Annotated in this window: 19 protein-coding genes; 9 read left to right on the top strand and 10 right to left on the bottom strand. The window is 69.8% G+C overall.

What is annotated here, in order from left to right; translation table 11 throughout:
- Positions 1 to 2 precede the first annotated feature (2 nt).
- Positions 3 to 338, bottom strand: a complete 336-nt coding sequence (locus ACP59X_RS17920; RefSeq protein WP_428561003.1) for an STAS domain-containing protein — start codon at positions 336 to 338, stop codon at positions 3 to 5.
- A gap of 170 nt (positions 339 to 508) precedes the next feature.
- Positions 509 to 1951, bottom strand: coding sequence for an aminotransferase-like domain-containing protein (locus tag ACP59X_RS17915; RefSeq protein ID WP_428561000.1), 1443 nt, complete (start codon positions 1949 to 1951; stop codon positions 509 to 511).
- A gap of 128 nt (positions 1952 to 2079) precedes the next feature.
- On the opposite strand from ACP59X_RS17915, the gene ACP59X_RS17910 reads away from it, so the two are divergent.
- From ACP59X_RS17910 to ACP59X_RS17900, 3 genes are all read left to right on the top strand, one after another.
- Positions 2080 to 2442, top strand: coding sequence for a DUF2917 domain-containing protein (locus ACP59X_RS17910; RefSeq protein ID WP_428560998.1), 363 nt, complete (start codon positions 2080 to 2082; stop codon positions 2440 to 2442).
- Between the two features lie 493 nt (positions 2443 to 2935).
- Entirely contained in the window at positions 2936 to 5020 is a 2085-nt protein-coding gene (locus ACP59X_RS17905; protein WP_428560996.1) for a methyl-accepting chemotaxis protein, read from the top strand.
- A gap of 100 nt (positions 5021 to 5120) precedes the next feature.
- On the top strand, positions 5121 to 6458 hold the full coding sequence (locus tag ACP59X_RS17900; protein WP_428560994.1) for an ATP-dependent 6-phosphofructokinase: 1338 nt from the start codon (positions 5121 to 5123) through the stop codon (positions 6456 to 6458).
- Positions 6459 to 6565: 107 nt separating this feature from the next.
- Here ACP59X_RS17900 and ACP59X_RS17895 read toward each other — a convergent pair whose 3' ends face one another.
- Both ACP59X_RS17895 and ACP59X_RS17890 read right to left on the bottom strand, forming a co-directional pair.
- Positions 6566 to 6721 (bottom strand): hypothetical protein, encoded by a 156-nt coding sequence (locus ACP59X_RS17895; protein WP_428560992.1) that lies wholly within the window; start codon positions 6719 to 6721, stop codon positions 6566 to 6568.
- 23 nt (positions 6722 to 6744) lie between these two features.
- On the bottom strand, positions 6745 to 7269 hold the full coding sequence (locus ACP59X_RS17890; protein ID WP_428560989.1) for a shikimate kinase: 525 nt from the start codon (positions 7267 to 7269) through the stop codon (positions 6745 to 6747).
- Between the two features lie 187 nt (positions 7270 to 7456).
- Here ACP59X_RS17890 and ACP59X_RS17885 point away from each other — a divergent pair, with 187 nt between their 5' ends.
- Both ACP59X_RS17885 and ACP59X_RS17880 read left to right on the top strand, forming a co-directional pair.
- The gene (locus ACP59X_RS17885) at positions 7457 to 8020 is read left to right on the top strand and encodes an RNA polymerase sigma factor (RefSeq protein WP_428560986.1); all 564 of its coding nucleotides are present in this window, start codon (positions 7457 to 7459) and stop codon (positions 8018 to 8020) included.
- Complete coding sequence (locus tag ACP59X_RS17880; RefSeq protein ID WP_428560984.1) at positions 8013 to 8417, top strand: hypothetical protein; 405 nt, start codon at positions 8013 to 8015, stop codon at positions 8415 to 8417. Before ACP59X_RS17885 ends, ACP59X_RS17880 begins: the two co-directional genes overlap by 8 nt.
- Positions 8418 to 8451: 34 nt before the next feature.
- Here ACP59X_RS17880 and ACP59X_RS17875 read toward each other — a convergent pair whose 3' ends face one another.
- Positions 8452 to 10995: an ABC transporter permease gene (locus ACP59X_RS17875; RefSeq protein WP_428560981.1), complete on the bottom strand. Its 2544-nt coding sequence runs from the start codon at positions 10993 to 10995 to the stop codon at positions 8452 to 8454.
- 205 nt (positions 10996 to 11200) lie between these two features.
- Here ACP59X_RS17875 and ACP59X_RS17870 point away from each other — a divergent pair, with 205 nt between their 5' ends.
- From ACP59X_RS17870 to ACP59X_RS17860, 3 genes are all read left to right on the top strand, one after another.
- Positions 11201 to 13228, top strand: a complete 2028-nt coding sequence (locus tag ACP59X_RS17870; RefSeq protein WP_428569952.1) for a methyl-accepting chemotaxis protein — start codon at positions 11201 to 11203, stop codon at positions 13226 to 13228.
- 159 nt (positions 13229 to 13387) lie between these two features.
- Positions 13388 to 14512 (top strand): aminotransferase class V-fold PLP-dependent enzyme, encoded by a 1125-nt coding sequence (locus tag ACP59X_RS17865; RefSeq protein WP_428560978.1) that lies wholly within the window; start codon positions 13388 to 13390, stop codon positions 14510 to 14512.
- Between the two features lie 22 nt (positions 14513 to 14534).
- Positions 14535 to 15365: a nucleotide-binding protein gene (locus tag ACP59X_RS17860; RefSeq protein ID WP_428560976.1), complete on the top strand. Its 831-nt coding sequence runs from the start codon at positions 14535 to 14537 to the stop codon at positions 15363 to 15365.
- 78 nt (positions 15366 to 15443) lie between these two features.
- On the opposite strand, the gene ACP59X_RS17855 is transcribed toward ACP59X_RS17860, so the two are convergent.
- The gene (locus tag ACP59X_RS17855; RefSeq protein ID WP_428560974.1) at positions 15444 to 15995 is read right to left on the bottom strand and encodes a helix-turn-helix domain-containing protein; all 552 of its coding nucleotides are present in this window, start codon (positions 15993 to 15995) and stop codon (positions 15444 to 15446) included.
- 297 nt (positions 15996 to 16292) lie between these two features.
- Here ACP59X_RS17855 and ACP59X_RS17850 point away from each other — a divergent pair, with 297 nt between their 5' ends.
- The gene (locus ACP59X_RS17850; protein ID WP_428560972.1) at positions 16293 to 17075 is read left to right on the top strand and encodes a hypothetical protein; all 783 of its coding nucleotides are present in this window, start codon (positions 16293 to 16295) and stop codon (positions 17073 to 17075) included.
- Here ACP59X_RS17850 and ACP59X_RS17845 read toward each other — a convergent pair.
- From ACP59X_RS17845 to ACP59X_RS17830, 4 genes are read right to left on the bottom strand one after another with little or no spacing between them, the layout of a single operon-like run.
- Positions 17072 to 17833, bottom strand: a complete 762-nt coding sequence (locus tag ACP59X_RS17845) for an NADH-quinone oxidoreductase subunit B family protein (protein ID WP_428560970.1) — start codon at positions 17831 to 17833, stop codon at positions 17072 to 17074. The two genes, ACP59X_RS17850 and ACP59X_RS17845, sit on opposite strands and share 4 nt — an antisense overlap.
- A gap of 9 nt (positions 17834 to 17842) precedes the next feature.
- A complete protein-coding gene (locus ACP59X_RS17840) occupies positions 17843 to 19321 on the bottom strand; it encodes a hydrogenase large subunit (RefSeq protein ID WP_428560968.1) in 1479 nt (492 codons plus the stop codon).
- Positions 19322 to 19324: 3 nt separating this feature from the next.
- Positions 19325 to 20800, bottom strand: a complete 1476-nt coding sequence (locus ACP59X_RS17835; RefSeq protein ID WP_428569948.1) for a proton-conducting transporter transmembrane domain-containing protein — start codon at positions 20798 to 20800, stop codon at positions 19325 to 19327.
- 10 nt (positions 20801 to 20810) lie between these two features.
- The gene (locus ACP59X_RS17830) at positions 20811 to 21452 is read right to left on the bottom strand and encodes a hydrogenase-4 component E (RefSeq protein WP_428560966.1); all 642 of its coding nucleotides are present in this window, start codon (positions 21450 to 21452) and stop codon (positions 20811 to 20813) included.
- Position 21453: the final 1 nt, after the last annotated feature.

Below are 21453 nucleotides of genomic sequence, written 5' to 3'. Positions count from 1 at the left end.
GCTTACGGGGCCGGGCGGTCGGCGGGCGTTTGGGGCACGGCGAAATAGTCCGTCAGGCGCAGCGTCTCGAACAGTTTGCGGATGGGCGGGGCGGGATTGACGACCGCGAAACGTTTGCCCCGTTCCTGGCACTGCCGGCGCAGGCCGATGAGCAGGCCCACCCCGGAACTGTCCATGAAGGTCACCTCGGCCAGGTCCAGGGTGATGGCCGGGCCGTCGTATTCTTCCACGAGCCGGGCGACCTCGGCCTTGCGTTCCAGGACCATGTCCATGACGATCTCGCCCGAAAGGACGAGGATCATCTCCTGATCCGTGCGGCGCAGCGAAAGCCGTTGCATCGTGCCTCTCCTCTTCCCCCGGGCAATGTCCTGATCGCGGCGCGGCGGGCCGTCGCCGGCGTCAGGCGGCCCCAGGCCAGGCCGGAAATTGTCCGTGACGTCCGTGAACCGCCCGAGGACGTCCCCGTCAGGAATAGGGCAATCATCATACCATGGCAAGGGTCGGCCGCCTAGCCGTCGCATTGGGACCGGGCCAGGCGGCCCAATTCGGCCACCGCCCCTTCCACCGCCGGCGACCAGGCGTTGCCGTAACTGACGCGCAAAAAGCCGGCGAACTGGTCGCAACTGGAGAAGATGTTGCCCGGGGCCACGCCGATGCCCTTGGCCTTGGCCTCGTAGAACAGGCGGATGGAATCCACGCCCGGGGGCATCTGGATCCACAGCACCGTGCCGCCGCCGGGATGGGTGACGCGCGTTTCCTCGGGGAAGCATTCCAGCAGGCGCTGCTCCATCATCCGGGCCTGGCGTTCGAGCACGGCCCGGGTCTTGCGCAGGTGGCGCTCGAAGGTGCCCTGGGCCAGGTACTCGGCCACGGCCGCCTGGGTGGGCGTGGCGCAGCAGACGTTGGTGGTGGCCTTGATCTCGAAGGCCTTGGCCGCGTAGCGCCCGGGCAGGAGGTAGCCCACCCGAAAGCCCGGGGCCAGGGTCTTGGAAAAGGAGGAACAGTGGAGCACCTGGCCGCCGGTGTCGAAGGAGGCCAGGCAGCGCGGCCGGCCGCCCTCGAAATAGAGGTCGCCGTAGACGTCGTCCTCGATGATGGGCACGCCGCGACCGGCGGCCAGGGCCGCCATTTCGGCCTTGGCCGCGTCCGGGATGCGGGAACCGTCGGGGTTGTTGAAGTTGGGGGTGAGGATGATGGCGGCGATGCTGTAGCGGTCCAGGGCCGCGGCCAGGGCCTGCGGCCGCACGCCGCCGTCGGGGTGGGAGGGCAGTTCCACGGCCCGCAGGCCGAAATTTTCCAGCAGTTGCAGGAAGCAGTAGTAGGACGGCGCGGCGATGGCCACGTTGTCGCCTGGGCGGGTCACGCTGCGGATGGCGATATAGAGCGCCTCCATGGCCCCGGACGTGACCATGATCTCCTCGGGTCGGGCCTCGATGCCGGCCTCGGCCAGGCGCCAGGCGATCTGGCGGCGTAGGGCCAGGTTGCCGAGCACGCCCTCGTAGCCCGTGACGTGGTCGGACCCGGCCGTCTTGGCCAGCAGCCGCGCCATCTGGCGGGTGGGCAGCAGGGACAGGTCGGTTGTGGCCACGCCCAGGGGCACGATGTCGCGCCGGCCCATGCCGTCGAGGACCTCGCGGATCAGCGCCCCCCGGTTGACGGTCGTCGGCGGCTTGGCCGGCAGGGTCGAGGGCCGGGGGGCCGGCGACCGCTTGCCCGGGCCCTGGCGCACGAAAAAGCCCGATTTCGGCCGGGCCTCCACCACCCCGCGCCGCTCCAGGGCCAGATAGGCCTGGTTGATGGTGGACACGCTGACCCCCAGCCGGGCCCCCAGGGACCGCAGCGACGGGATGCGTTCCCCGGGCTTGAGGCTGCCGGATTCGATGAGCCCCAGAATGTGTTTTTCCACGCTCACGTAGCGAAAGACGCCCGGATCGGTTTCCGGCTGGGTCATGGCCGTTCCCTCCGCCCAATCTGTTATGCCCGTTTTTTTTAAAAACTGTGGCTGTCATGATAACAGTGAATCTGGTCCAAGGGAAGCGCGCCCGGACGGTTCCCGGCGCCAAGGGCAAGGAGGACGCCATGTTCGCTGACCGCATCAAGGAAGACAGACTGCTCGCCGCGGCCAAGCCGGGGCTTTTGGACGCTTTATTCGCGCGCCTTGGCGACAGCCGCCTGGCGCGCATCGCCGCCGAGGCCGGGCAGCGGCTTTTTTCGCCCGAGCGCAGCCTGACCGTGCGCCTGGGCCAGGGCAAGTACCTGAGCCTGTCCGGTACGCGCTACTGCCGGGTGGAATGCCGCCGCGGCGCGGTCTGGGTCACGGCCACGGGTGACGGCCGGGACCGGGTGCTGACCCCCGGGCAGCGGGTGACCCTTGCCCACGCCGGCAAGGTGGTCATCACGGGCCGGGGCGAATCGTCGGAAGCCGACGTCCGCTGGGATTAGACAGGCGGCTTTCCCGCCGGCCGGGCGTTGGCCCGGCGCAGACGGATGGCCGCTGTGGGGCGCCCCGCGCTTTTCTGGCGGGGCGCTTTTTTTGGTGTTTTTTTGGGGCGAAAAAAAGGCAATATAGTTATCTTGTAAAACATCTGGGCGCGCTGTAATTTCTTTAAAAAAAGCGGGATGATATCTTACCTGTTTGCCTGTATTCGTGAAAGTTTCCGTGGCCAGGGATGTTTTTGCTGTTTTGCCTCTCTCGTAAACGGCGTGTGACCAGCCAAGATCCTTGACACCACGTGCCTCTCCGGCGTGCATCCTTCCGGGCGTTGCAGACCTTTTCCCGATGTTGTCCGCGCCGGCGCGGCCCGCAGCCTCGCCGCACAGCGTCCGGGACCGCTTGCCCAGCCGGACAGCGTCCCATCCCCTGGTGTTTCCCGGCAGGCCGGGGGCGAGAACGTCCGGGTCACTTGGTTGCTTCACTGCCGCAAAGGAGCGCGCCATGTTCGCCAATCGTGGGATCGCCTTCAAACTCGGTATGGGATTTGGGCTGTGCATCCTGTTCACCCTGATCGTCTCCGGCGTCTATTGGACGGGGCTGACCGGCATCATGAAGCGGTCGGAGCTGGAGAACGAGGCCCAGACCCTGGCCGACGGCCTCAACGCCGCCCGGCTGGTCATGAGCCATTACGCCCAGGGATACGCCCAAAAGGACCTGGACGGCGTGCGCGGCAGGCTCAAGGAGGTGACCGCGAAGGCCAAGGCCCTGCGGGAGAGCGTGCACGAGGCGGCGCAGCAGGCGCTGCTGGACCGGATATTGGCCTCCCTGGACGCCTACGGCAAAACGGTCGAGGAATTTCATCAGGCCGCCGCCGCCCGGCAAAACGCGGTCAAGGTGCTGGGCGCCACCGGGGCCGCGGCCCTGCAACGCATCGAGCAACTGCGCCACAACGTCGCGGGCGCCTTCGAGGACATGGTGGCGGCCGGCGACCTGGCTGCGGCCTCCCGGGCGGCCAGGGTCAGCACCGGGGCCGGCGACCTGAGCCGCCTCTTCCTGGGGGTGCGGCAACAGATGACCCTCTACGCCTGGAACGGGGACAAGGAGGCCCTGGAGAAAACGCTGGCCGGCCTGCAGGCCTTGCGGACCCGCCAGGAGGCCCTGCGGGAAACGCTGACCCGGCCGGAGAACAGGGCGCTGCTCGAGGAGGTCGGCGGCAAGCTGGCCGAATACCGCCAGACCATCGACGAATTCAGCCGTTCCTCCGACAGCCTGGCCGTGGCCACCCGGTCCCTGGGCGAATCCGGCGAGCGCGTCAACGCCCTGTCCGACGAGGTCGTGGCCGCCCAGACCGCCGCCCGGCTGGACGAGGCCCGTTTCGCCAACCTGCTTTCCCTGGGCGTATCGGCCGTGGCCCTGCTGGTGGGGCTGGTGTGCGCCGTGGCCATCACCCGGGCCATCCGGGGCGGCGTGGCCCGGGCCATCGCCGTGGCCGAGGCCGTGGCCGCCGGCGATGTTTCCACGGACGTGGCCGTGGGCCGCCGCGACGAGATCGGCCAGCTCCTGGCCGCCCTGGGCCGGATGATCAAGGCCGAGCGCCAGGCCGCCGACACGGCCGGGCGGCTGTCCAAGGGCGACCTGACCGTGACCGTCAGCCCGCGATCGGACAGGGACGCCTTGCTGCTGTCCATGGCGGCCATGGTGGAAAGGCTGCGCGAGGTGGTGGGCGAGGTCCAGTCCGGGGCGGAAAACGTGGCTTCGGGCAGCGAGGAGATGAGCGCCTCCTCGGAATCCCTCTCCCAGGGCGCCTCGGCCCAGGCCTCGGCCGTGGAGGAGTCCTCCTCGGCCATGGAGCAGATGGTGGCCAGCATCAAGCAAAACGCCGACAACGCCAGGCAGACCGAGGGCATTGCCGCCAAGGCCGCGGCCGACGCCCGCGAAACCGGCCTGGCCGTGGAGAAGGCCGTGGCCGCCATGACCGAGATCGCCGGCCGGATCTCCATCATCGAGGAAATCGCCCGGCAAACCGACCTGTTGGCCCTTAACGCCGCCGTGGAGGCGGCCCGGGCCGGCGAGCACGGCCGGGGCTTCGCCGTGGTCGCCGCCGAGGTGCGCAAGCTGGCCGAGCGCAGCCAGGCCGCGGCCTCGGAAATCACCGGCATCTCCCGCACCAGCACCCAGGTCGCCCGGGATGCCGGCACGCTGCTTGCCAAGCTCGTGCCCGACATCCAGCGCACGGCCGACCTCGTCCAGGAGATCAGCGCCACCAGCCAGGAACAAAACCAGGGTGCCGGCCAGGTCAATAGCGCCCTGCAGCAGCTCGACCTGGTCATCCAGCAAAACGCCTCGGCGTCCGAGGAGCTGGCCTCCACCGCCGAGGAGCTCTCGGCCCAGGCCGAGCAGCTCCAGGCCAGCGTGGGCTTTTTCCGGATGCCGGCCGACCGCCGGGCGGTCGCGCCGCCGGCCCGCCAGGTGGCCGCTCCCCGCACCCCCGCTCCCCGCCCGGGGCTGCCCGCGGGCAAGGCCGGGCCGGCGAGGGGCAAGGCCGTGGCGGGGATCGACCCGGAGGGCGATTTCGAGCGGTTCTAGCCGGCCCGCCCGCCAAGGGCTCGCCGCACGTTCGTCGCCGGCCCGTGTTGCCCGGGGGGCGGGAAGCTGGTAACGGCTTGCCATCCCCAAGGAGACGGACATGACGGAAGCTTCCTGCGAAAAGGCGGCCGTGAACACGGCCATAACGGTGCTCGGGCCGGCCAAGATCCCTTCGCCGCTGCCCTATTGCCGCTTCGCCGACCACGCCCGCGCCCGCCTGGAACTCGACGCCGGGGAACTGGGCGAGGGAGCCGGGCCATGCTTCGTCGAGTTCGAGCTGGCCGGCCCCCGAAGCCGCATCTATTACGACTCCTCCAAGGTCAAGGCGGCCATCGTCACCTGCGGCGGCCTGTGCCCGGGCTTAAACGACGTCATCCGGGCCATCGTCATGGAGGCCCATCACAACTACCACGTGGCCGGCGTGCTCGGCATCCGCTTCGGCCTGCAGGGCTTCATCGAGTCCTACGGCCAGGCGCCGGTGGAGCTGACCCCGGACAACGTCTCGGACATCCACCAGTTCGGCGGCACGGTGCTCGGCTCCAGCCGGGGGCCGCAAAAGCCCGAGGATATCGCCGACTCCCTGGAACGCCTCAATGTGGCCATGCTCTTCGTCATCGGCGGCGACGGCACCATGAAGGCCGCCCGGCGCATCCAGGAGGAGATCGCCAAACGCGGCTCGAAAATCAGCATCATCGGCGTGCCGAAAACCATCGACAACGACATCAACCTGGTCACCCAGTCCTTCGGCTTCGACACGGCCGTGGAAAAGGCCACCGAGGCCATCCGCTGCGCCCACACCGAGGCTATCGGCGTTTTAAACGGCGTGGGCCTGGTCAAGGTCATGGGCCGGGAATCCGGGTTCATCGCCGCCCAGGCCACCTTGGCCCTCAAGGAAGTCAACTACGTCCTGGTGCCGGAATACCCCTTCGCGCTGACCGGCCCCCATGGGCTGTTGCCGTCCCTGGAGGCCCGGCTGCGCTCCCGGGGCCATGCCGTCATCGTGGCCGCCGAGGGGGCGGGCCAGCACCTGCTGCCCGACACCGGGCTGCGCGACGCCTCGGGCAACCCGGTGCTCGGCGACATCGCCCAGTTTCTGTCCGCCGAGATCGAGGCCTATTTCCGGCAGCGCGACCTGCCCATGACGCTCAAATTCATCGACCCGAGCTACATCGTGCGCTCGGTGCCGGCCAACGCCAACGACCGGGTCTACTGCGGCTTTCTGGGGCAAAACGCCGTACACGCGGCCATGGCCGGCAAGACGGGCATGGTGGTCTCCAAGCTCTACGGCCGCTATGTCCACCTGCCGCTGGACCTGGTGACCCTGCGGCGCAAAAAGCTCAACATCACCTCCGACTACTGGCGCTCGGTCATCGAATCCACGGGCCAGCACGGGGTGACGCCTTTTACCGAGAATCCCGAGGTTTTCTGCCCGGTCTAGGTCGTGTCCCTTCATACAGACAAAGTCTTATCCGTTTTGAGGACGCCACATTCGGGGGCGCGCCGGCCAGGCCGGCGCGCCCCTGCCGTTTGGGCCGACCGGGCGGGTCAGCCCTGGTGCTCCGGGAAGGCGTCGCCGGGGGCGGCCAGCAGGATTTCGGGGATGCCGTCATAGGGCAGGCCGACCCGGTCGCGGGCGCGCCCAACCGCCGCCGCGTCCGGGGCCATGGTCGGGCAGAAGGCCCGGCCCGCCGCATAGCCCACGGGCAGACGCAGGGGAATGGCCGCTACCAGGCGGCCAGGGCGCGCAGGGCGAATTGCAGCAGCTCCTCGGGGCCGCGCTCGGGCAGGCAGGCGTGGGCGCAGGACAGGTAGAGGGGTTCGCGTTCGGCCAGGGTGGCGGTGATCTCCTCGCGAAGCCCCAGTTGCGTGAGTTTGGGGCGTTGCGCCTCGTTCATGTCGGCCATGAGCCGCTCGGCCAGCCGCTCGGGCTGGGCCTGAAGATAGAAGACCAGCCCCCGGGCCAGGACCGCCCGGTTCTCCGGCACAAGCACCGCCCCGCCGCCCGTGGCCACCACCTGGCCCGGCGTCTGCTCCGTTTCGGCCAAAATGGCGGCCTCGGCCCGGCGGAAGGCCTCCCAGCCTTCGCGCCCGACCAGGTCGGCGATGGTCTCGCCGTGCTTTTCCACGAACCGGGCGTCGAGGTCCACGAAGGGCCGGCCCAGGTGGTCGGCCAGCAGCCGGCCCAGGGTCGTCTTGCCCGAGGCCCGGGGGCCGATCAGGTAGATGTTGCGGTCGTTTTGAGGGGACATGGCGCGCTCCGCAGGGGGCTGGCGGCCGCATTTGGCCGCCGCGACCGGGAAATAGCCTTCGAGGGCGGGAATGTCGAGCCGGTGGTGTAACCCGGGGGCCGCTTCCCGCGCCTGAACCGTCGGTACGGGGCGCCGCCGGCAGGCGGCGCCGGCCGAAAGACGTTTGGCACGACGGTGGTTGGCGGACATGGCTGGCAGCGAAGTACGAGGGGAAGGGTGCGACGACGCCGTCCTGACCAGGGCGGCGGCCGCGGGTGACCAGCGGGCCTTCGCGGCCCTGGTCGCCAGGCACCAGTCCGGCGTGCTGCACCTGGTCTCCCGGTTTTGCGACGACCCGGGCGGCATGGAGGATCTGGCCCAGGAGATCTTCGTCAAGGCCTACCTCAATCTGGGAGCGCTGCGCAACGGCGCGGTCTTTCGTGGCTGGCTGCACCGCATCGCCGCCAACACCTGCATCGACTGGCTGCGCCGGCGCAAGGCCGAAGACGGCCTGGTGGCCGGGCTCGACGACAGCCTGGCCGACGAACGCGACCAGGAACGCCTGGAGGCCCGGGAAGCCCGGTGCCGGCTGGAATCGGCCATGACGGTCCTTGGGGCCAGGGACCGGGCCCTGCTCGTGCTGCTGGGTATCGAAGGCAAAAGCGTCGAGGAGGTCGCGGCCTTAACCGGCCTCACCCCGGTCAATGTCAAGGTGCGGGCCTTTCGCGCCCGGCGCAAGCTCAAGGCGTTTCTGGAGAAGGATTATGCATAAGCCGCGCGGGTTGGGGCACTGGCTGGGGATCGGCGGCGTGTTCGCCCTGGGGTTGGGGCTTGGTTTTGCCGGGGCGACCTACCGGGCCACCCACGAAATGCGGGCCCGGGACGTGGCCGATTTCGATGCCGCCCACAGCCGGGTCGAGGCCGAGGAGATGCGCTTGCTCGACCTCGATCCCGGGCAACGCCAGGTCTTCCTGGCCGCCCGGGAACAGGCCCGGCAGGAGATGCTCCGGGTACTCGGCCGCAACCGCCCCGAACTCGACGGCATCCTGCGTCAAAGCGACCGCAAGATCCGCCCCATGCTTTCCCCCCGGCAACTGGCCGTCTACGACCGCCTGGAAAGCTCCCTGCGCCGCAGCCTGCCCGAACGCGCGGCCGGCGCCGACGACTGACCGAACCAGTCAGGCGGGATAGGCCGGCCGGCGTCTATTCGTTGCGCAGCCACGGCCAGGCCCGGCCCGACAGGGCGCGCACCACGCCGGCCAGGCCCAGGACCAGGGTGGCGGCCGCGGCCAGCCCCACGGCGCCAAGGGCCGGACCCGCGAAAAAGCGGAACGGCAACTCCATGAAAAAGGTCACGAAGGCCATGGCCAGGGCCGTGCCCAGCCCCAGGGCGGCCAGACCGGACAAGACGCCCAGCAGCACGTTTTCCGTCAGCAACATGGCCAGCACCTGGTGCCGCCCCGCCCCGCACACCTTGCAGATGATCGCCTCGTAGAGCCTGCGCCGCAGGCCGGCGGCCATGGTCTGCACGAGCACCAGCATGCCCACGGCCAGGGTCGCCCCGGCGGCCACGGTCACGGCCGTGGCCACCTTGTCGGCGATGGCCAGGACCTCGGTTAGGGCGTCGCCGATGCCGATGGCCGTGACGTTGGGAAAGCGGTCGGTGACGGCGGCGAAGACCGCCTCGTCGCTGCCGGGCACGGCCGGGTCGGTGTAGGCCGTGGCCAGGAAGGTCACGGGCGCGCCGTCGAGGCTGCCCGGGGAAAAGACGAACACGTAATTGATGCCGAGCGTCAGCCAATTGACCCGGCGCAGGCTCGCCACCCTGGCCGTGATCTCCCGGCCCAGGACATTGACCGTGACCGTGTCGCCGACAGCCAGCCCCAGCCCCTTGGCCACAGCCTCCTCCACCGAGACCAGCGGCGGCCCGGCGTAGTCCCGGGGCCACCAGGCGCCGGCCATAAGGCGCGTGCCCTCGGGCATGTCCGTGGCGTAGGTCAGCCCCCGGTCGCCCTGCAAGGCCCAGCGGACGTCCTCGTCGGCGGTCACGGCCTCGGCCGGGACGTCCTTGACGCGCACGATCCGTCCCCTGGCCATGGGCGAGGTCTCCAGGCGCGTCACGCCCGGCACGGCCGCGGCCGTGGCCAGGAAGGCGTCGCGCTGGTCGGGCTGGATGTCCACGAAAAAAAAGGCCGGTGCGGTGCGGGGGATGTCCTCCCGGGCCGCCTGGCGGAAGTTGGCCTCGACCAGGGCCATGGCGCACAGGATCGAAAGCCCCAGGCCCAAGGCGGCCACCACCGGCCCGACCCGGTTGTCCGGTCGGGTCAGGGCGCGCAGCCCCAGGCCCACCGGGCCGTGGCGGCGGCCGGGAAGTTTGGCCAGCAGCACGGCCAGGCGCGACAGCAGGCGCAGCAGCGCCGTGGCGCCGATGACCGCCACGACGAAGCCGATGCCCAGGCGCCGGTTGGGCGAAACGAGGACGGCCAGGGCGGCCAGGGCGGCCAGGCAGGCCAGGCCCGGCAGCCGGGCGGCAAACCCGGCGCGCGGCAGCCCCGGGGCGGCGTAGCCGCGAAACAGCAACAGCGGGGGCGTGCGGCCGGCCATGGTCAGGTGGGGCAGGGAAAAGCCCAGGGTGGTCAGGGCGCCGCAGGCCGCGGCCAGGGCCAGAGCGCCGGGGTAGGGGCCGGGCGAAAAGGCCACGGGCAGGTAGCGCGACAGCAGCGGCCCGGCCAGGGGCGGCGCCGCCGCGCCCAGGGCCAGGCCGGCCGCGATGCCAAGGCCCGCCAGGGCGGCGATGACCAGCAGGTAGGTGGCCGTGACCAGGCGCCTGGGGGCGCCCAGGCATTTGAGGGTGGCGATGGCCACGGTGCGGCCGTCGAGATAGCCGGACACGGCCTGGGAGACGCCGATGCCGCCGAGCAGCAGCGAGGCCAGGGCCACTAGGCCCGTCACGGCCGTGAGCCTGTCCATGAAGCGGGCCAGCCCCGGCTGGGCGGCGGTGGCGTCGCGCACGCGCCAGCCGGAGGTGGGAAAGGCCTGGCGCAGTTGCGCGGCCAGGGCGGCGGCGTCGGCCCCGGCGGGCAGCTTCACCCGGTAATAGTGGCGGGTCAGGCTGCCGGGGCCGGCCAGGCCGGTTTTCTCCAATTGGTCGGCGCCAACGAGCAGGCGCGGCCCCAGGGAGGAGGCCAGCCCGGCCGAGGCGTCGGGTTCGCGGCCGAGCACGGCCCGTATTTCGAACAGCCCGTCGGCCACCCGGATGCGCTCGCCCAGGCCCAGGCCCAGGCGGGCGAGGAGTTCCGGTGCGGCGGCCGCTCCCGGCAGTCCGTCGCGTACGGCCAGGACGTCGGCCAGGGGCCCGGCCGGCGTCAGGCCGACCGTCCCGTAAAGCGGGTAGGCGCCGTCCACGGCCCGCAAGGTGGCCAGGGCCCGCTTGGCCGGCCCGGACGTCCCACGGGCCATGACCTGCATGGAGACGAGGTGGGAGGTCGGGCCCAGGGCGCGCAGGGCGGCCAGTTCCTCGGGCGTGGCCGGACGCTGGGAAAGCGCCGCTTCCAGGTCGCCGCCCAGAAGCGCCGCCGCGTCGCGGGCCAGCCCCTGGCGGTGGGCGGCGGCCAGGCTGCCCACCCCGGCCACGGCGCCGACACCGATGGCCAGACAGGCCAGAAAGACGCCGAAGCCCCGGATGCCGACACGAAGTTCCCGGCGGGCCAGGCGCACCGCCAGGGCGAGATCGTCAAACAATGCCATACGACTTCCTTCCCCGGGTGCATTTGTAGGGGAAAACAGTCCGATGGTCTATCCGGCGCCAACCGGGGCAGGCTTTTACATTGCAAGCCTCGGCAAAATAGTCCAATTAGAATGACGGGCGCGAAACATGCCCATTCGCCCGGAGCAGAACGTCTCGCGCCGGCCGGGCGCCGGGAAAAGCAACGCCAGACGGGGGGAGCAGGCCGTGAAGAACATGAAACTTGGGGTCAAGATCAGTATCGGCTTCGGACTATTGATCGTCATCGCCTGCGCCCTGGGCGGCATGGCCGTGATCAGCATGCATGGCGTGGAGGGGCAATCCACGCGACTGGCCAAGGAATACGTTCCGGAAATGGCCATTGCCAACAGCATCGAACGGGCCACCTTGCAAACCATGGTCGAAATGCGCAGCTACGGCTACAGCGAGGACAAGAAGCAGTACGACGCCGGCATGCGCAATTTCACGGAGCTCAAACGGGCCCTGGTCGAAGCCAAGGCCCATTCGGACAAATATCCCGCTCTGGTCAAGCTGCGGGAGGACGTGGGCAAGGCCCAGGCCAAGACCAACGAATACGAGCGCCTCCTCACCGAAACGGCCTCGCGCCTGGAGGCCGTGGCCGGCGTGCGCCGCAGCCTGGATATGGCCGCCGCCGATTTCGTGAAAAACTGCGAAGCCTATCAGGACAGCATGGGCAAGACCCTTCTCGAGGAAATCGGCAAGGGCGTCGGCCCCGACGCCTTGCGGGACCGCGCCGAGAAGGTCAACCAAATCGGGGATATCATCAACCTCGGTACCGGTATCCGGGTGGGCAACTACCGGGGCCAGCTGTTCCGCGACCCGCGGCACATCGAAGAGGCCATCAAGAATTTCGGTTCCCTGGAGCAGGAACTGGAGTCGCTACGGTCCAAGACGCGCAACGACGCCAACCTGCGCCAGTTGGCGGGCATCAAGGAGGCCGCCCAGAAATACCGTCAGGCCCTGCTGGATTTCCTGGATAATTTCAGGGCGGTGCAGGAACTCAACGCCAAGCGTATCGAGACGGCCAACGCCGTGCAGGATGCCGCCGAGGAAACGGCCAAGGCCGCCCTGGACGGGACCCAGAACATCGCCAACACCGCCGTGACCAGCCTGTCGAGCGCCTCGTCGATCATGATCGGCGGCCTGGCCGTGGCCCTGGTGCTGTGCATCGTCGTGGCCGTGCTCCTGACCAAGGCCATCACCGGGCCGGTCATCAAGGGCGTGGGCTTTGCCAAGGGCATGGCCGAGGGCGACTTCACCCGCCTGCTCGACATCGACCAGAAGGACGAGATCGGCATGTTGGCCGCCTCGCTCAATGAAATGGTCGGCAAGCTGCGCGAGGTGGTGGCCGAGGTCCAGTCGGCCTCGGAGAACGTGGCCTCGGGTTCCGAGGAACTGTCCGCCTCGGCCCAGAGCATGTCCCAGGGGGCCACCGAACAGGCGGCCAGCGTGGAGGAAATCTCTTCGTCCATGGAAGAGATGAGTTCGAACATCAAGCAGAACGCCGAAAACGCCCAGCAGACCCAGGCCATCGCCGTCAAGGCCGCCCAGGACGCCCGCGAGGGTGGCGAAGCCGTGGTCTCGGCCGTGGCGGCCATGAAGAACATCGCCGAAAAGATCTCCATCATCGAGGAGATCGCCCGGCAGACCAACCTGCTGGCCTTAAACGCCGCCATCGAGGCCGCCCGGGCCGGCGAGCACGGCAAGGGCTTCGCCGTGGTCGCCGCCGAGGTCCGCAAACTGGCCGAACGCAGCGGTTCGGCCGCGGCCGAGATCTCCGAGCTGTCGGCGTCGAGCGTCCGGGTGGCCGAGCGGGCCGGATCCATGCTGACCAAGATGGTACCCGACATCCAGCGCACGGCCGACCTGGTGCAGGAGATCGCCGCCGCCAGCCAGGAGCAGAATTCCGGGGCCGACCAGATCAACCGGGCCATCCAGCAGCTCGACCAGGTGGTGCAGCAAAACGCCTCGGCCTCCGAGGAGATGGCCTCCACTTCCGAGGAACTGTCCAGCCAGGCCGAGCAGCTCCAGAGCACCATGGCCTTTTTCCGGGTCGACGGCACGGGCCGCGTCCATGTCCGCGCCATCAAGGCCCTGCCGGCCAGCGGCCACCGCCGCCCGGCGGCCCGCATGGCCCGCCCGGGCGCGCCCAAGGCCCAAGCCGGCGTCGGCATCGACCTCGGCGACAAGGACGACGATTTCGAGCGGTTCTAGCCGCTTCCCAGGAATCGCACCCCTTGGCCGGGAAGCCGAACCACGCGGCTTCCCGGCTTTTTTTACCGTTTGCCCGGCCGGGGCGGGGTTGCCCTGGCCGGTTTTCCCCCGTATCCACGTTGCCACGCGGCCGCGGTTTGCGGCCCCGCGGGAGGCGCCATGGAACACGAGGCCTTGCGGAAAGAGTTCCCGGTGGTGGCCGAAACGGCCTTTTTCAACCACGCGGCGGTTTCGCCCATGCCCCGGCGGGCCTGCCTGGCCGGCCAGGCCATCTTCGAGGACCGCTGCCGGCGCGCCTCGGCCGACTACTTCCGCTGGATGGGCACCGTGGCCCAGGCCCGGGGCCGGGCGGCCCGGCTGCTTTGCACCGAGGCGGGGCAGGTGGCCTTCACCGGCAACACCTCCCACGGCCTGGGGCTGGTGGCGGCCGGCCTGCCCTGGCGCGCCGGCGACAAGGTGGCCGTGACCTGGCCGGATTTCCCCACCTTGCGCTTTCCCTTCGACAACCTGGCCGGGCGCGGCGTGACGGTCGTGGAGCTGCCCAAGCACGACGGCCGGCTGGACCTGGACGCCGCCAGGCGGCTCGTGCCCGGCTGCCGGCTGGTGGTGGCCTCGACCGTGGACTGGGCCACGGGCGTGGCCGCGCCCCTGGCCGAACTGGCCGCCCTGTGCCGGGAGGCGGGGGCGCTTTTTTGCCTCGACGCCATCCAGAGCCTGGGGGCGCTGCCCCTGGACGTGACGGCCCTTGGCGTCGATTTCCTGGCCGCCGGCTGCCACAAATGGCAGCTTGGCCCCATGGGACTGGGGATCTTCTACGTCTCGCCCGCCTCGGGTGGGCGCCTCGACACGGTGTTGGCCGGCTGGCGCTCCATGCGGGAAGCCGAGGCCCTGGGCACGGACTTCCGGCTGGCCGACGGCGCCGGCCGCTTCGAGCCCGGCACCCAGGACATCGCCGGCATCGCCGCCTACGACGCCGCGTTGTCGCTGCTGGAGGACATCGGCCCGGAAAGCGTGCGGGAGCGGATCTTCGCCGCCGGCGACGGCCTGGCCGCCGGCCTGCAGGCGCGTGGCCTGGCCGTGGCCTCGCCCCTGGCCGGGCCAGAGCGCTCGGGCATCCTGGCCTTTGACCACCCCGACGCGCCCGGGCTCTACGCCGCCCTCATGCGGCAACACGTGCCGGTGTCGCTGCGGTCCGGCCGCATCCGGCTGTCGCCCCATTGCTACAACGACGCCACGGACGCCGCCCGGCTTTTCGCGGTCGTGGACGCCTTTGACGGCCGCTAACCCCCGCTTCGAGGAGGATGTGTTGAAACGGGCTATTTTCATCCTGAGCCAGAAGGGCGGATCGGGCAAGACCACCTTTTCCCGGGCGCTGCTCGATCATCTGCGCCAGGGGCATGGCTTGGCCGTGGCGGCCTTCGACGCCGACGGCGCGGTGGGGCAGTTGGTGCAGTACTACGGAAGCCGCGACGCCGGGGGGCAGCTTGACCAGCCGCAAAACCCCATGACCGGCGTGGGCGTCTTCGACCTGCGGCGCAGCGAGCAACGGGGAACCGTGGTCGACGCCTTGGACCTCGGCGCGGACACGTTGCTGTTCGATTTCCCGGCCGGCTGCCTGGAGGATCTGGGCCGGGTGGTGGGCCAGGCCGGGGTGGGGGCGCTGCTTGACGAATACGAGCGGGAGGGCTTCCGGGTCACCGTGGCCGTGGTGGTTTCCAACGTCCAGTCCTCGGCGGGCAACGTGCTGGCGGCCATGGAGGTTTTTCGCGACCGGGTGGATTACGTGACCGTGAAAAACCTCTTCTACGGCAAGCCCGAGGATTTTCTGTTTTTCGACGGCTTCACCGGGGCCGACGGCCGGCTGTACGGCGGCCAGGCCCTGGGGGCGCTTTCCCGGTACGGGGGAAAGGTGATGCACATGCCGGCCTTGCCCGGGCGGGAATACGCCCTGTGCGACATGTACTGCCTGGGCTTTTCCGAGGCCTTGTCGCATCCGGCCCTGCGGCGTTCGCAGCGGGGGGCCATCGCCCATTTTCTGCGGGAGTTCGGTACGGCCGTGGACGGCGCCGCCCCGTTTTTCGGGTACGCGCCTGAGGCCGTCGATCACGCCTTCCCGGCCGGCCGGACCGGTCCCTGAACCGGCTTTCCCCCGTGCGGGGTGGCCCAGGAGGGGCCTGGAGCCCCTCCTGGCCGCCGGAGGCTTTTCCCCTTCTCCCTACGGGAACGACCGGGCGAACAGGTCGGCGATGGCCGCCTTGCCGTTTTCCTCCAGGAAGCGGGTACCGGTACCGGTGAAATGCGTCTGGGTGATGGCCGGCGCGGGCACGGCGACCCAGGCCTCGTTTTCCCAGGTGAACCAGCCGTTTTTTTCCTGACAGAAGACGAAAAGCGGCTTGTTGCAGATCTTTGCGAATTCCGCGCCCCAGCCTGTGCCGCCCTTGACCGTGCCGTCGTCCTGGATGGCCCCGACCACGAAGACCTCCAGGCCGGCGTCGACCTGGTGCATGATGGTGCGCAGGACCATGCGGATCTGCGGCCCGTTGCTGAACTTGCGCGACAGCAGTTTGGAGACGTAGCTTAAGCTCACGTCCTTTTTGGCCAGTTCCTCCTGGGTCAGGACGCGGATGCCGCGGGTGCGTTCGATGCGGTGGCCTTCGAAGGTGAAGTTGACTTCCTGGACGCCGCGCAATTCGGCCTGATGCCCGAACTGCGCTTCGGCGCCCTGGGCGCCGCCGCTGAAAAGGGTGAAGTTGGTGGCGGTGGGCATGGAGACTCCTTGACGTTTGTTGCGGCGCTCACGACGCGGCGCGCCGAAAAAGCATCCATTTTTGCCATAATGCCCGTTTTGCGGACGGCGCGCAAGACGAGCGGTCGGGGATCGGTCCAGCATTCGTGGTGCGTTCGGACGATTTTCGGCCCCATATCGACAGTGGCCCCTGTTTTGCTTATAACAGGCAAAACCACGAAAGGGGCGTGCCGCAACGGCGGGCGGCCGGCGGTGTCGGACCGCGGACCTGCCGCATAGTCCGGGTCGGTGCGGCCATACCGCCAAGGAGGTTCCAGCATGCGTTGCCTCTTTGCCGTCCTCGGCCTGACCATCGCGAGCCTGGGGCTGGCCGCGCCGGGCAGTGCCCTCGTCATCGACCATCGGGATGTGGCTTCGTTTACGGCCCTGCCGGCCTGGGTGCCCGGGGCCGTGCGGACTCGCCTGCCCATCTACTACAACCACACCTCCCACGGCAGCCAGCTCGTGACCGGCCTGGACATGCTGGCCACGGAAGGGCTGCCCGGGCCGACCCTGGACGACCACTACGAGACCGACCTCGGCAACGACGACTGGCCGACCATCACCCGCGACTACCTGGCCGAACATCCGGACACGGCCGTGGTCCTGTGGTCCTGGTGCGGTCAGCTGTCCTGGTACGACACCGCCGCCGTAACGGGCTACCTGGACCGGATGGCCGCCCTGGAGGCGGACTATCCGCACATCCGCTTCGTCTACATGACCGGCCACCTGGACGGCTCCGGGCCGGCCGGGACACTGGCGGTCAACAACGAAGCCATCCGGGACTACTGCCGGGCCAAGGGCAAGATCCTGTTCGATTTCGCCGACATCGAGACCTACGCCCCGGACGGCACGGCCTCCCCCGACGGCAGCGACGCCTGCGAGTGGTGCCAGGACTGGTGCGCGGCCCACACTTGTCCGGCCTGCGGGGACTGCGCCCATTCCCACTGCTTCAACTGTTATCGCAAGGGCCGGGCCTTGTGGGTGCTGCTGGCCCGGCTGGTCGGCTGGTCGCCCGGGGGGCCGGCGGTCGGGGGCTTGCTGTTGGAGGGCGGCCCCTAGGGCGTCGGGATGCCCAGAAGCCGCAGCAGGCCGTCGAGGATGGTCAGGGGGTGCGGCGGGCAGCCCGGGATGAACAGGTCCACCGGCAGGTGGGGCGTGGCGCCGTGGGCGGCGTCGCCGCCGGCGGCGAACAGCCCGCCCGAGATGGCGCAACTGCCGATGGCGATGGCCACCCGGGGATCGGGCACAGCCTCAAAGGTGGCGATGGTGGCCGCCAGCATGTTGCGGGGCACGGGGCCGGTTACGGCCACGCCGTCGGCATGGCGCGGCGAGGCCACGAAATCGATGCCGAAGCGGCCGAGGTCGAAGACGATGGTGGTGAGCACGTTGGTGTCGGCCTCGCAGGCGTTGCAGCCGGCGGCGCTAATTTCGCGAAGCTTGAGCGATTTGGCGAAAAGCCGGCGCCGGCCGGGCTCGAGGGGCGTGACCTGCGGCCGCCTGCCCGGGCGCACGATCAGGCCCTCCCGGCTGGAGGAGGCCAGGCGGTGGTCCCGGCTGAAGGTCACCATGCCCTTGGGGCAGTCGCGCTCGCAGGCGCCGCACAGGATGCAGCGGCCGAGGTCGATGAAAAGGCTTTCGGCGTCGACGCCGAGCGCCCCGGTGGGGCAGACGCCGGCGCAGGCCGTGCAGCTTTCCAGGCAGGGATTGTCGGCCAGCACGGGCAGGCCGCGGTAGCGCGGCGGCAGGTCCGGGACGTTTTTGGGAAAGGCGACGGTGCGGCGTCCCTGGCGCAGGCGTTCGGCGAGGATGTCGAGCATGGGCGGCTCCTACAGGTCGTGGCCGCAGTAGGACAGGTTGAAGCTCTTGTTGCACAGGGGAAAATCGGAAATCTGCTGCCCCCGCAGGGCCACGGCCAGGCCGAACCAGTTCATGAACGACGGGTCCACGATCTTGTAGGCGGCAAACCGCCCGTCCGGGCCGGTTACGGCCACGTGGCGGACCTCGCCGCGCCAGCCTTCGATGAGGCCCACGGCCAGGCTGTCCGGCGGCAGGCCCTCGGGCAGGGCGACGCGCGTCGGGCCCTTGGGCAGGCCGGCCAGGCTGGCGTCCAGGAAGTCGAGGGAGGCTTCCATCTCCAGGCGGCGCACCAGGGCCCTGGCATAGACGTCGCCGAAATCGTGCAGCTTGAGGGGAATGTCCTTGGGGCCGGCCCCGGGCTGGGGGAAGGAGCGCCTGGCGTCGCGGGACAGGCCGCAGGCCCGGGCCGGCGGGCCGACCAGGCCGAGGTCCAGGGCCGTTTCCGTGGTCAGCCGCCCGGTGCCCTCGAAGCGGGCCAGGACGGAGCTGTCGGCGAAAAGGAGCTGGGCCGCGCCGAAGGCCGCCCGCCGGCCGGCTTCCAGGCGCCCGGACAGCACCCGGACAGCCCCCGTGTCCAAATCGAAACAGGTCCCCCCCGGCCGCACCAGGCCCCGGCCGAACCGGTTGCCGCACACGATGGCCGTCATGTTGAGGAAATCCCCCCGGATGCGGCCGCAGTAGGACATGGTGGGCAGATAGCCCACGTCGCCGGCCAGGGCGCCGATGTCGCCGGTGTGGTTGGCCAGGCGTTCCAGCTCCAGGGCGACGCGGCCGATGGCCCGGCCGCGCGGCGGGGCGTACTGGCCGGTCAGGGTCTCCAGGACGGCGGCATGGGCCAAGGCGTGCCCGATGCTGGTATCGCCGGCGGCGGTTTCCATGAAATGGGGCGTGCGCACGTCCGGGCCGCCGGCAAGCAGGTCCTCGATGCCCCGGTGCTGGTAGCCGAGGCTGATTTCCAGGTGGAAGACGTCCTCGCCGAAGCACTGGAAGCGGAAATGGCCGGGCTCGATGATGCCGGCGTGGACCGGCCCCACGGCCACCTCGTGGACCTCCTCGCCCTGGACGCGGAAATACTCCGTCACACCCGGCTCGGGGCGCGGGCCGCCGTCGGGGCGCGGGAGGAAGCGGATGGGCTTGAGCCAGGGATGGCCCTCGGGCAGGAGGCCGTGGCGCTCGTGGATCTCCCGCTCGAACCAGTGGCACTGGGGGCACTCGGGGGTCAGCGAAAGGTAGCGCGTCGTCGGCTGGGAGCGGCAGCAGGCCAGGCGGCCGTCGCGGTCGCGGCCGAAAAGGGCGACCAGGCCGACGCCGGCCCCGGTCGGCAGGCAAAACAGGCACAGCACGCGCCAGCCGTCGGCCACCCGGGCGAGGACCTCGCGGCGAAAGGCGGCCACATCCAGGGTCGGGACCCGGGCCAGGCGGACGGCTTCGGTATGGGAAAATTCCACGGCCTAGCCTCCCACCGCCAGGGTTTGGGCCGCCTTGGCCAGAAAGGCGGTCAGGGGGCCCGGCAGGTACACGCCGAAGACCAGCACCGCGGCAAGCAGTACCAGGGGCGGCAGCACGGCCAGGGGGCTCTCGGGGCCGGGCCGCTTGACGGCCGGCGGCAGCGGCCCCTGGACCATGCGCAGGACCGGCACGGACATGCCGACGAAGATCACGGCCAATAAAACGAGGAACAGCGTGGCGGCGATCCCGTGGCCGCCGGCCAGCATGGCTTTGAGGATGGTCAGTTCGCTGACGAACAGGCCGAAGGGCGGCGAGCCGCAGATGGCCAGGAAGCCGGCCAGCCACAAGGCGGCCGTCACGGGCAGGGCGCGCGAGACGCCCCGGGCGTCGTGGCAGGAGCGGGTGTGGTAGACGGCCAGGATGTTGCCGGACAGCAGGAACAGGGCGCCCTTGGTGAGCGAATGGTTGACGGCGTGGAGCATGGCCCCGAAGACGGCGCCGCCGCCGATGCCCACGCCCAGGGCCAGGATGCCCATGTGCTCGACGCTGGAGTAGGCCAGAAGCCGCTTGTAGTCGCCCTGGCCGACCACGAACACGGCGGCCGTGGCCAGGGAGATCAGGCCGAACAGCACCAGCAGCTCGCCGCCAAAGGCGGACAGGCCGGCGGCGGCCAGGACTTGGTCGGCCCGCAGGATGCCCAGGAAGGCGCAGTTGAGAAGTGCGCCGGATAAAAGCGCCGACACCAGCGACGGCGACTGGCTGTGGGCGTCGGGCAGCCAGTTGTGCATGGGGGCCAGGCCCATTTTCGAGCCGTAGCCGACCAGGACGAAAATAAACGCCGCCCGCAGCCAGGGCTTGGCCGCCTCCGGGGCGCGGGGCAGCATGGCCGCCAGGTCCATGGAAGCCAGGGGGCTGGCCGGGTCGAAAAAGGCCACGGAGAAAAGGATGTTGCCCAGAAGGGCCAGGGCGATGCCCACGGAACAGATGACCAGGTACTTCCAGGTGGCTTCCAGGGACCGGCGGTGGCGGTGGAAGTAGATCAGCGGCGCGCTGGAAAGGGTCGTGGCCTCGATGCCCACCCACAGCACGGACAGGTTGCGCGTGGCGCACACCACGGTCATGGCGCCGAGAAACAGGCACAGGCACATGGTGAAGATGCGCTCCGGGGCGTTTTTGAAGGCGGCGCCGTCCTGGAAATCGCGCTTGGGGCCGGAGCCTTCGTGGCGCAGGTAGCCGGCGGCGTAGACGGCGGCGGCCGCGAACAGCAGGCTGGCCAGGGCCAGGAACAGCTGGCCGGGCGCGTCCAGGGCCAGCAAGCCGCCCCAGGCGGGCTCGGGCGGCCAGAGGAAGGTGGCGGTTGTGGCGCAGGTGTGGAGCGCGGCGGCGGCAACAAGGACCAGCCGGCGCGGGCCGTCGGCCGGGATGGCGAGCGTCGCCAGGGCGGCCGCAAGCGGGATCAGGGGAAGGGCGGCGAGCAGCATGGCAGTGTCAGTCCCTCAGGCTGCAAAACCGGCCCACGTCGATGGAGTCGAAGGTCTTGCTGATGTGGTGGATGGCGATGCCCATGACGAAGACGGCCACGAAGACGTCGAGGAGCACCGAAAGCTCCAGCCAGACCGAGCCCTGGCCGGACAGGGGCGTGCCCAGCAGGAAGATGCCGTTTTCGGCGGCCAGGTAGCCGATGACCTGGGTCAGGGCCTTTTGCCGGGCGACGACCAGGGTGAGCCCCGTGAAAATGGTGGTCAGGGCGGCCGGAAACAGCAGCGGCGGGAAAAGCCCGGGCGGAAACGGCAGCCGCGTCTCCAGCCACAGGGAGAACAGCAGCCCCGACACGCCGGCCAGAAGCGACAGGTTGAAGCCGAGGTAGGGCTCGACCACGGGGTTGACTTCCAGGCGCGACAGGGTGCGGGCCAAGAGCCAGGGGAAGCCGATGCCCTTGATGGCTAAAACGGCCAGGGACAGGGGCAGCATGTGGCCGGCCGTGCCCGGTGTGGCGGAGAGTAGCGGCACCAGGGCCAAAAGCGCTCCCTGGATGGCGGTGATGCGCGTGAGCGTGCGCAGGCGGGTGACGGCGAGCAGCGCCAGATTGACGCACAAAAGCGCCACCATGACGGACTGGAACAGTTCCACC

Origin of the sequence: Solidesulfovibrio sp. DCME (assembly GCF_049995385.1) — a bacterium.
GTDB lineage: Bacteria > Desulfobacterota > Desulfovibrionia > Desulfovibrionales > Desulfovibrionaceae > Solidesulfovibrio.
The sequence above is the reverse complement of the archived record's forward strand: the minus strand, read 5'-3'. Positions and strand labels throughout refer to the sequence as shown.

Excerpts from the sequence above, each read along its gene's own strand:
- ACP59X_RS17920 (WP_428561003.1), bottom strand. The coding sequence starts at position 338 with ATGCAACGGCTTTCGCTGCGCCGCACGGATCAGGAGATGATCCTCGTC.
- ACP59X_RS17915 (WP_428561000.1), bottom strand. The coding sequence starts at position 1,951 with ATGACCCAGCCGGAAACCGATCCGGGCGTCTTTCGCTACGTGAGCGTG.
- ACP59X_RS17910 (WP_428560998.1), top strand. The coding sequence starts at position 2,080 with ATGTTCGCTGACCGCATCAAGGAAGACAGACTGCTCGCCGCGGCCAAG.
- ACP59X_RS17905 (WP_428560996.1), top strand. The coding sequence starts at position 2,936 with ATGTTCGCCAATCGTGGGATCGCCTTCAAACTCGGTATGGGATTTGGG.
- ACP59X_RS17900 (WP_428560994.1), top strand. The coding sequence starts at position 5,121 with ATGACGGAAGCTTCCTGCGAAAAGGCGGCCGTGAACACGGCCATAACG.
- ACP59X_RS17890 (WP_428560989.1), bottom strand. The coding sequence starts at position 7,269 with ATGTCCCCTCAAAACGACCGCAACATCTACCTGATCGGCCCCCGGGCC.
- ACP59X_RS17885 (WP_428560986.1), top strand. The coding sequence starts at position 7,457 with ATGGCTGGCAGCGAAGTACGAGGGGAAGGGTGCGACGACGCCGTCCTG.
- ACP59X_RS17880 (WP_428560984.1), top strand. The coding sequence starts at position 8,013 with ATGCATAAGCCGCGCGGGTTGGGGCACTGGCTGGGGATCGGCGGCGTG.
- ACP59X_RS17875 (WP_428560981.1), bottom strand. The coding sequence starts at position 10,995 with ATGGCATTGTTTGACGATCTCGCCCTGGCGGTGCGCCTGGCCCGCCGG.
- ACP59X_RS17865 (WP_428560978.1), top strand. The coding sequence starts at position 13,388 with ATGGAACACGAGGCCTTGCGGAAAGAGTTCCCGGTGGTGGCCGAAACG.
- ACP59X_RS17855 (WP_428560974.1), bottom strand. The coding sequence starts at position 15,995 with ATGCCCACCGCCACCAACTTCACCCTTTTCAGCGGCGGCGCCCAGGGC.
- ACP59X_RS17850 (WP_428560972.1), top strand. The coding sequence starts at position 16,293 with ATGCGTTGCCTCTTTGCCGTCCTCGGCCTGACCATCGCGAGCCTGGGG.
- ACP59X_RS17845 (WP_428560970.1), bottom strand. The coding sequence starts at position 17,833 with ATGCTCGACATCCTCGCCGAACGCCTGCGCCAGGGACGCCGCACCGTC.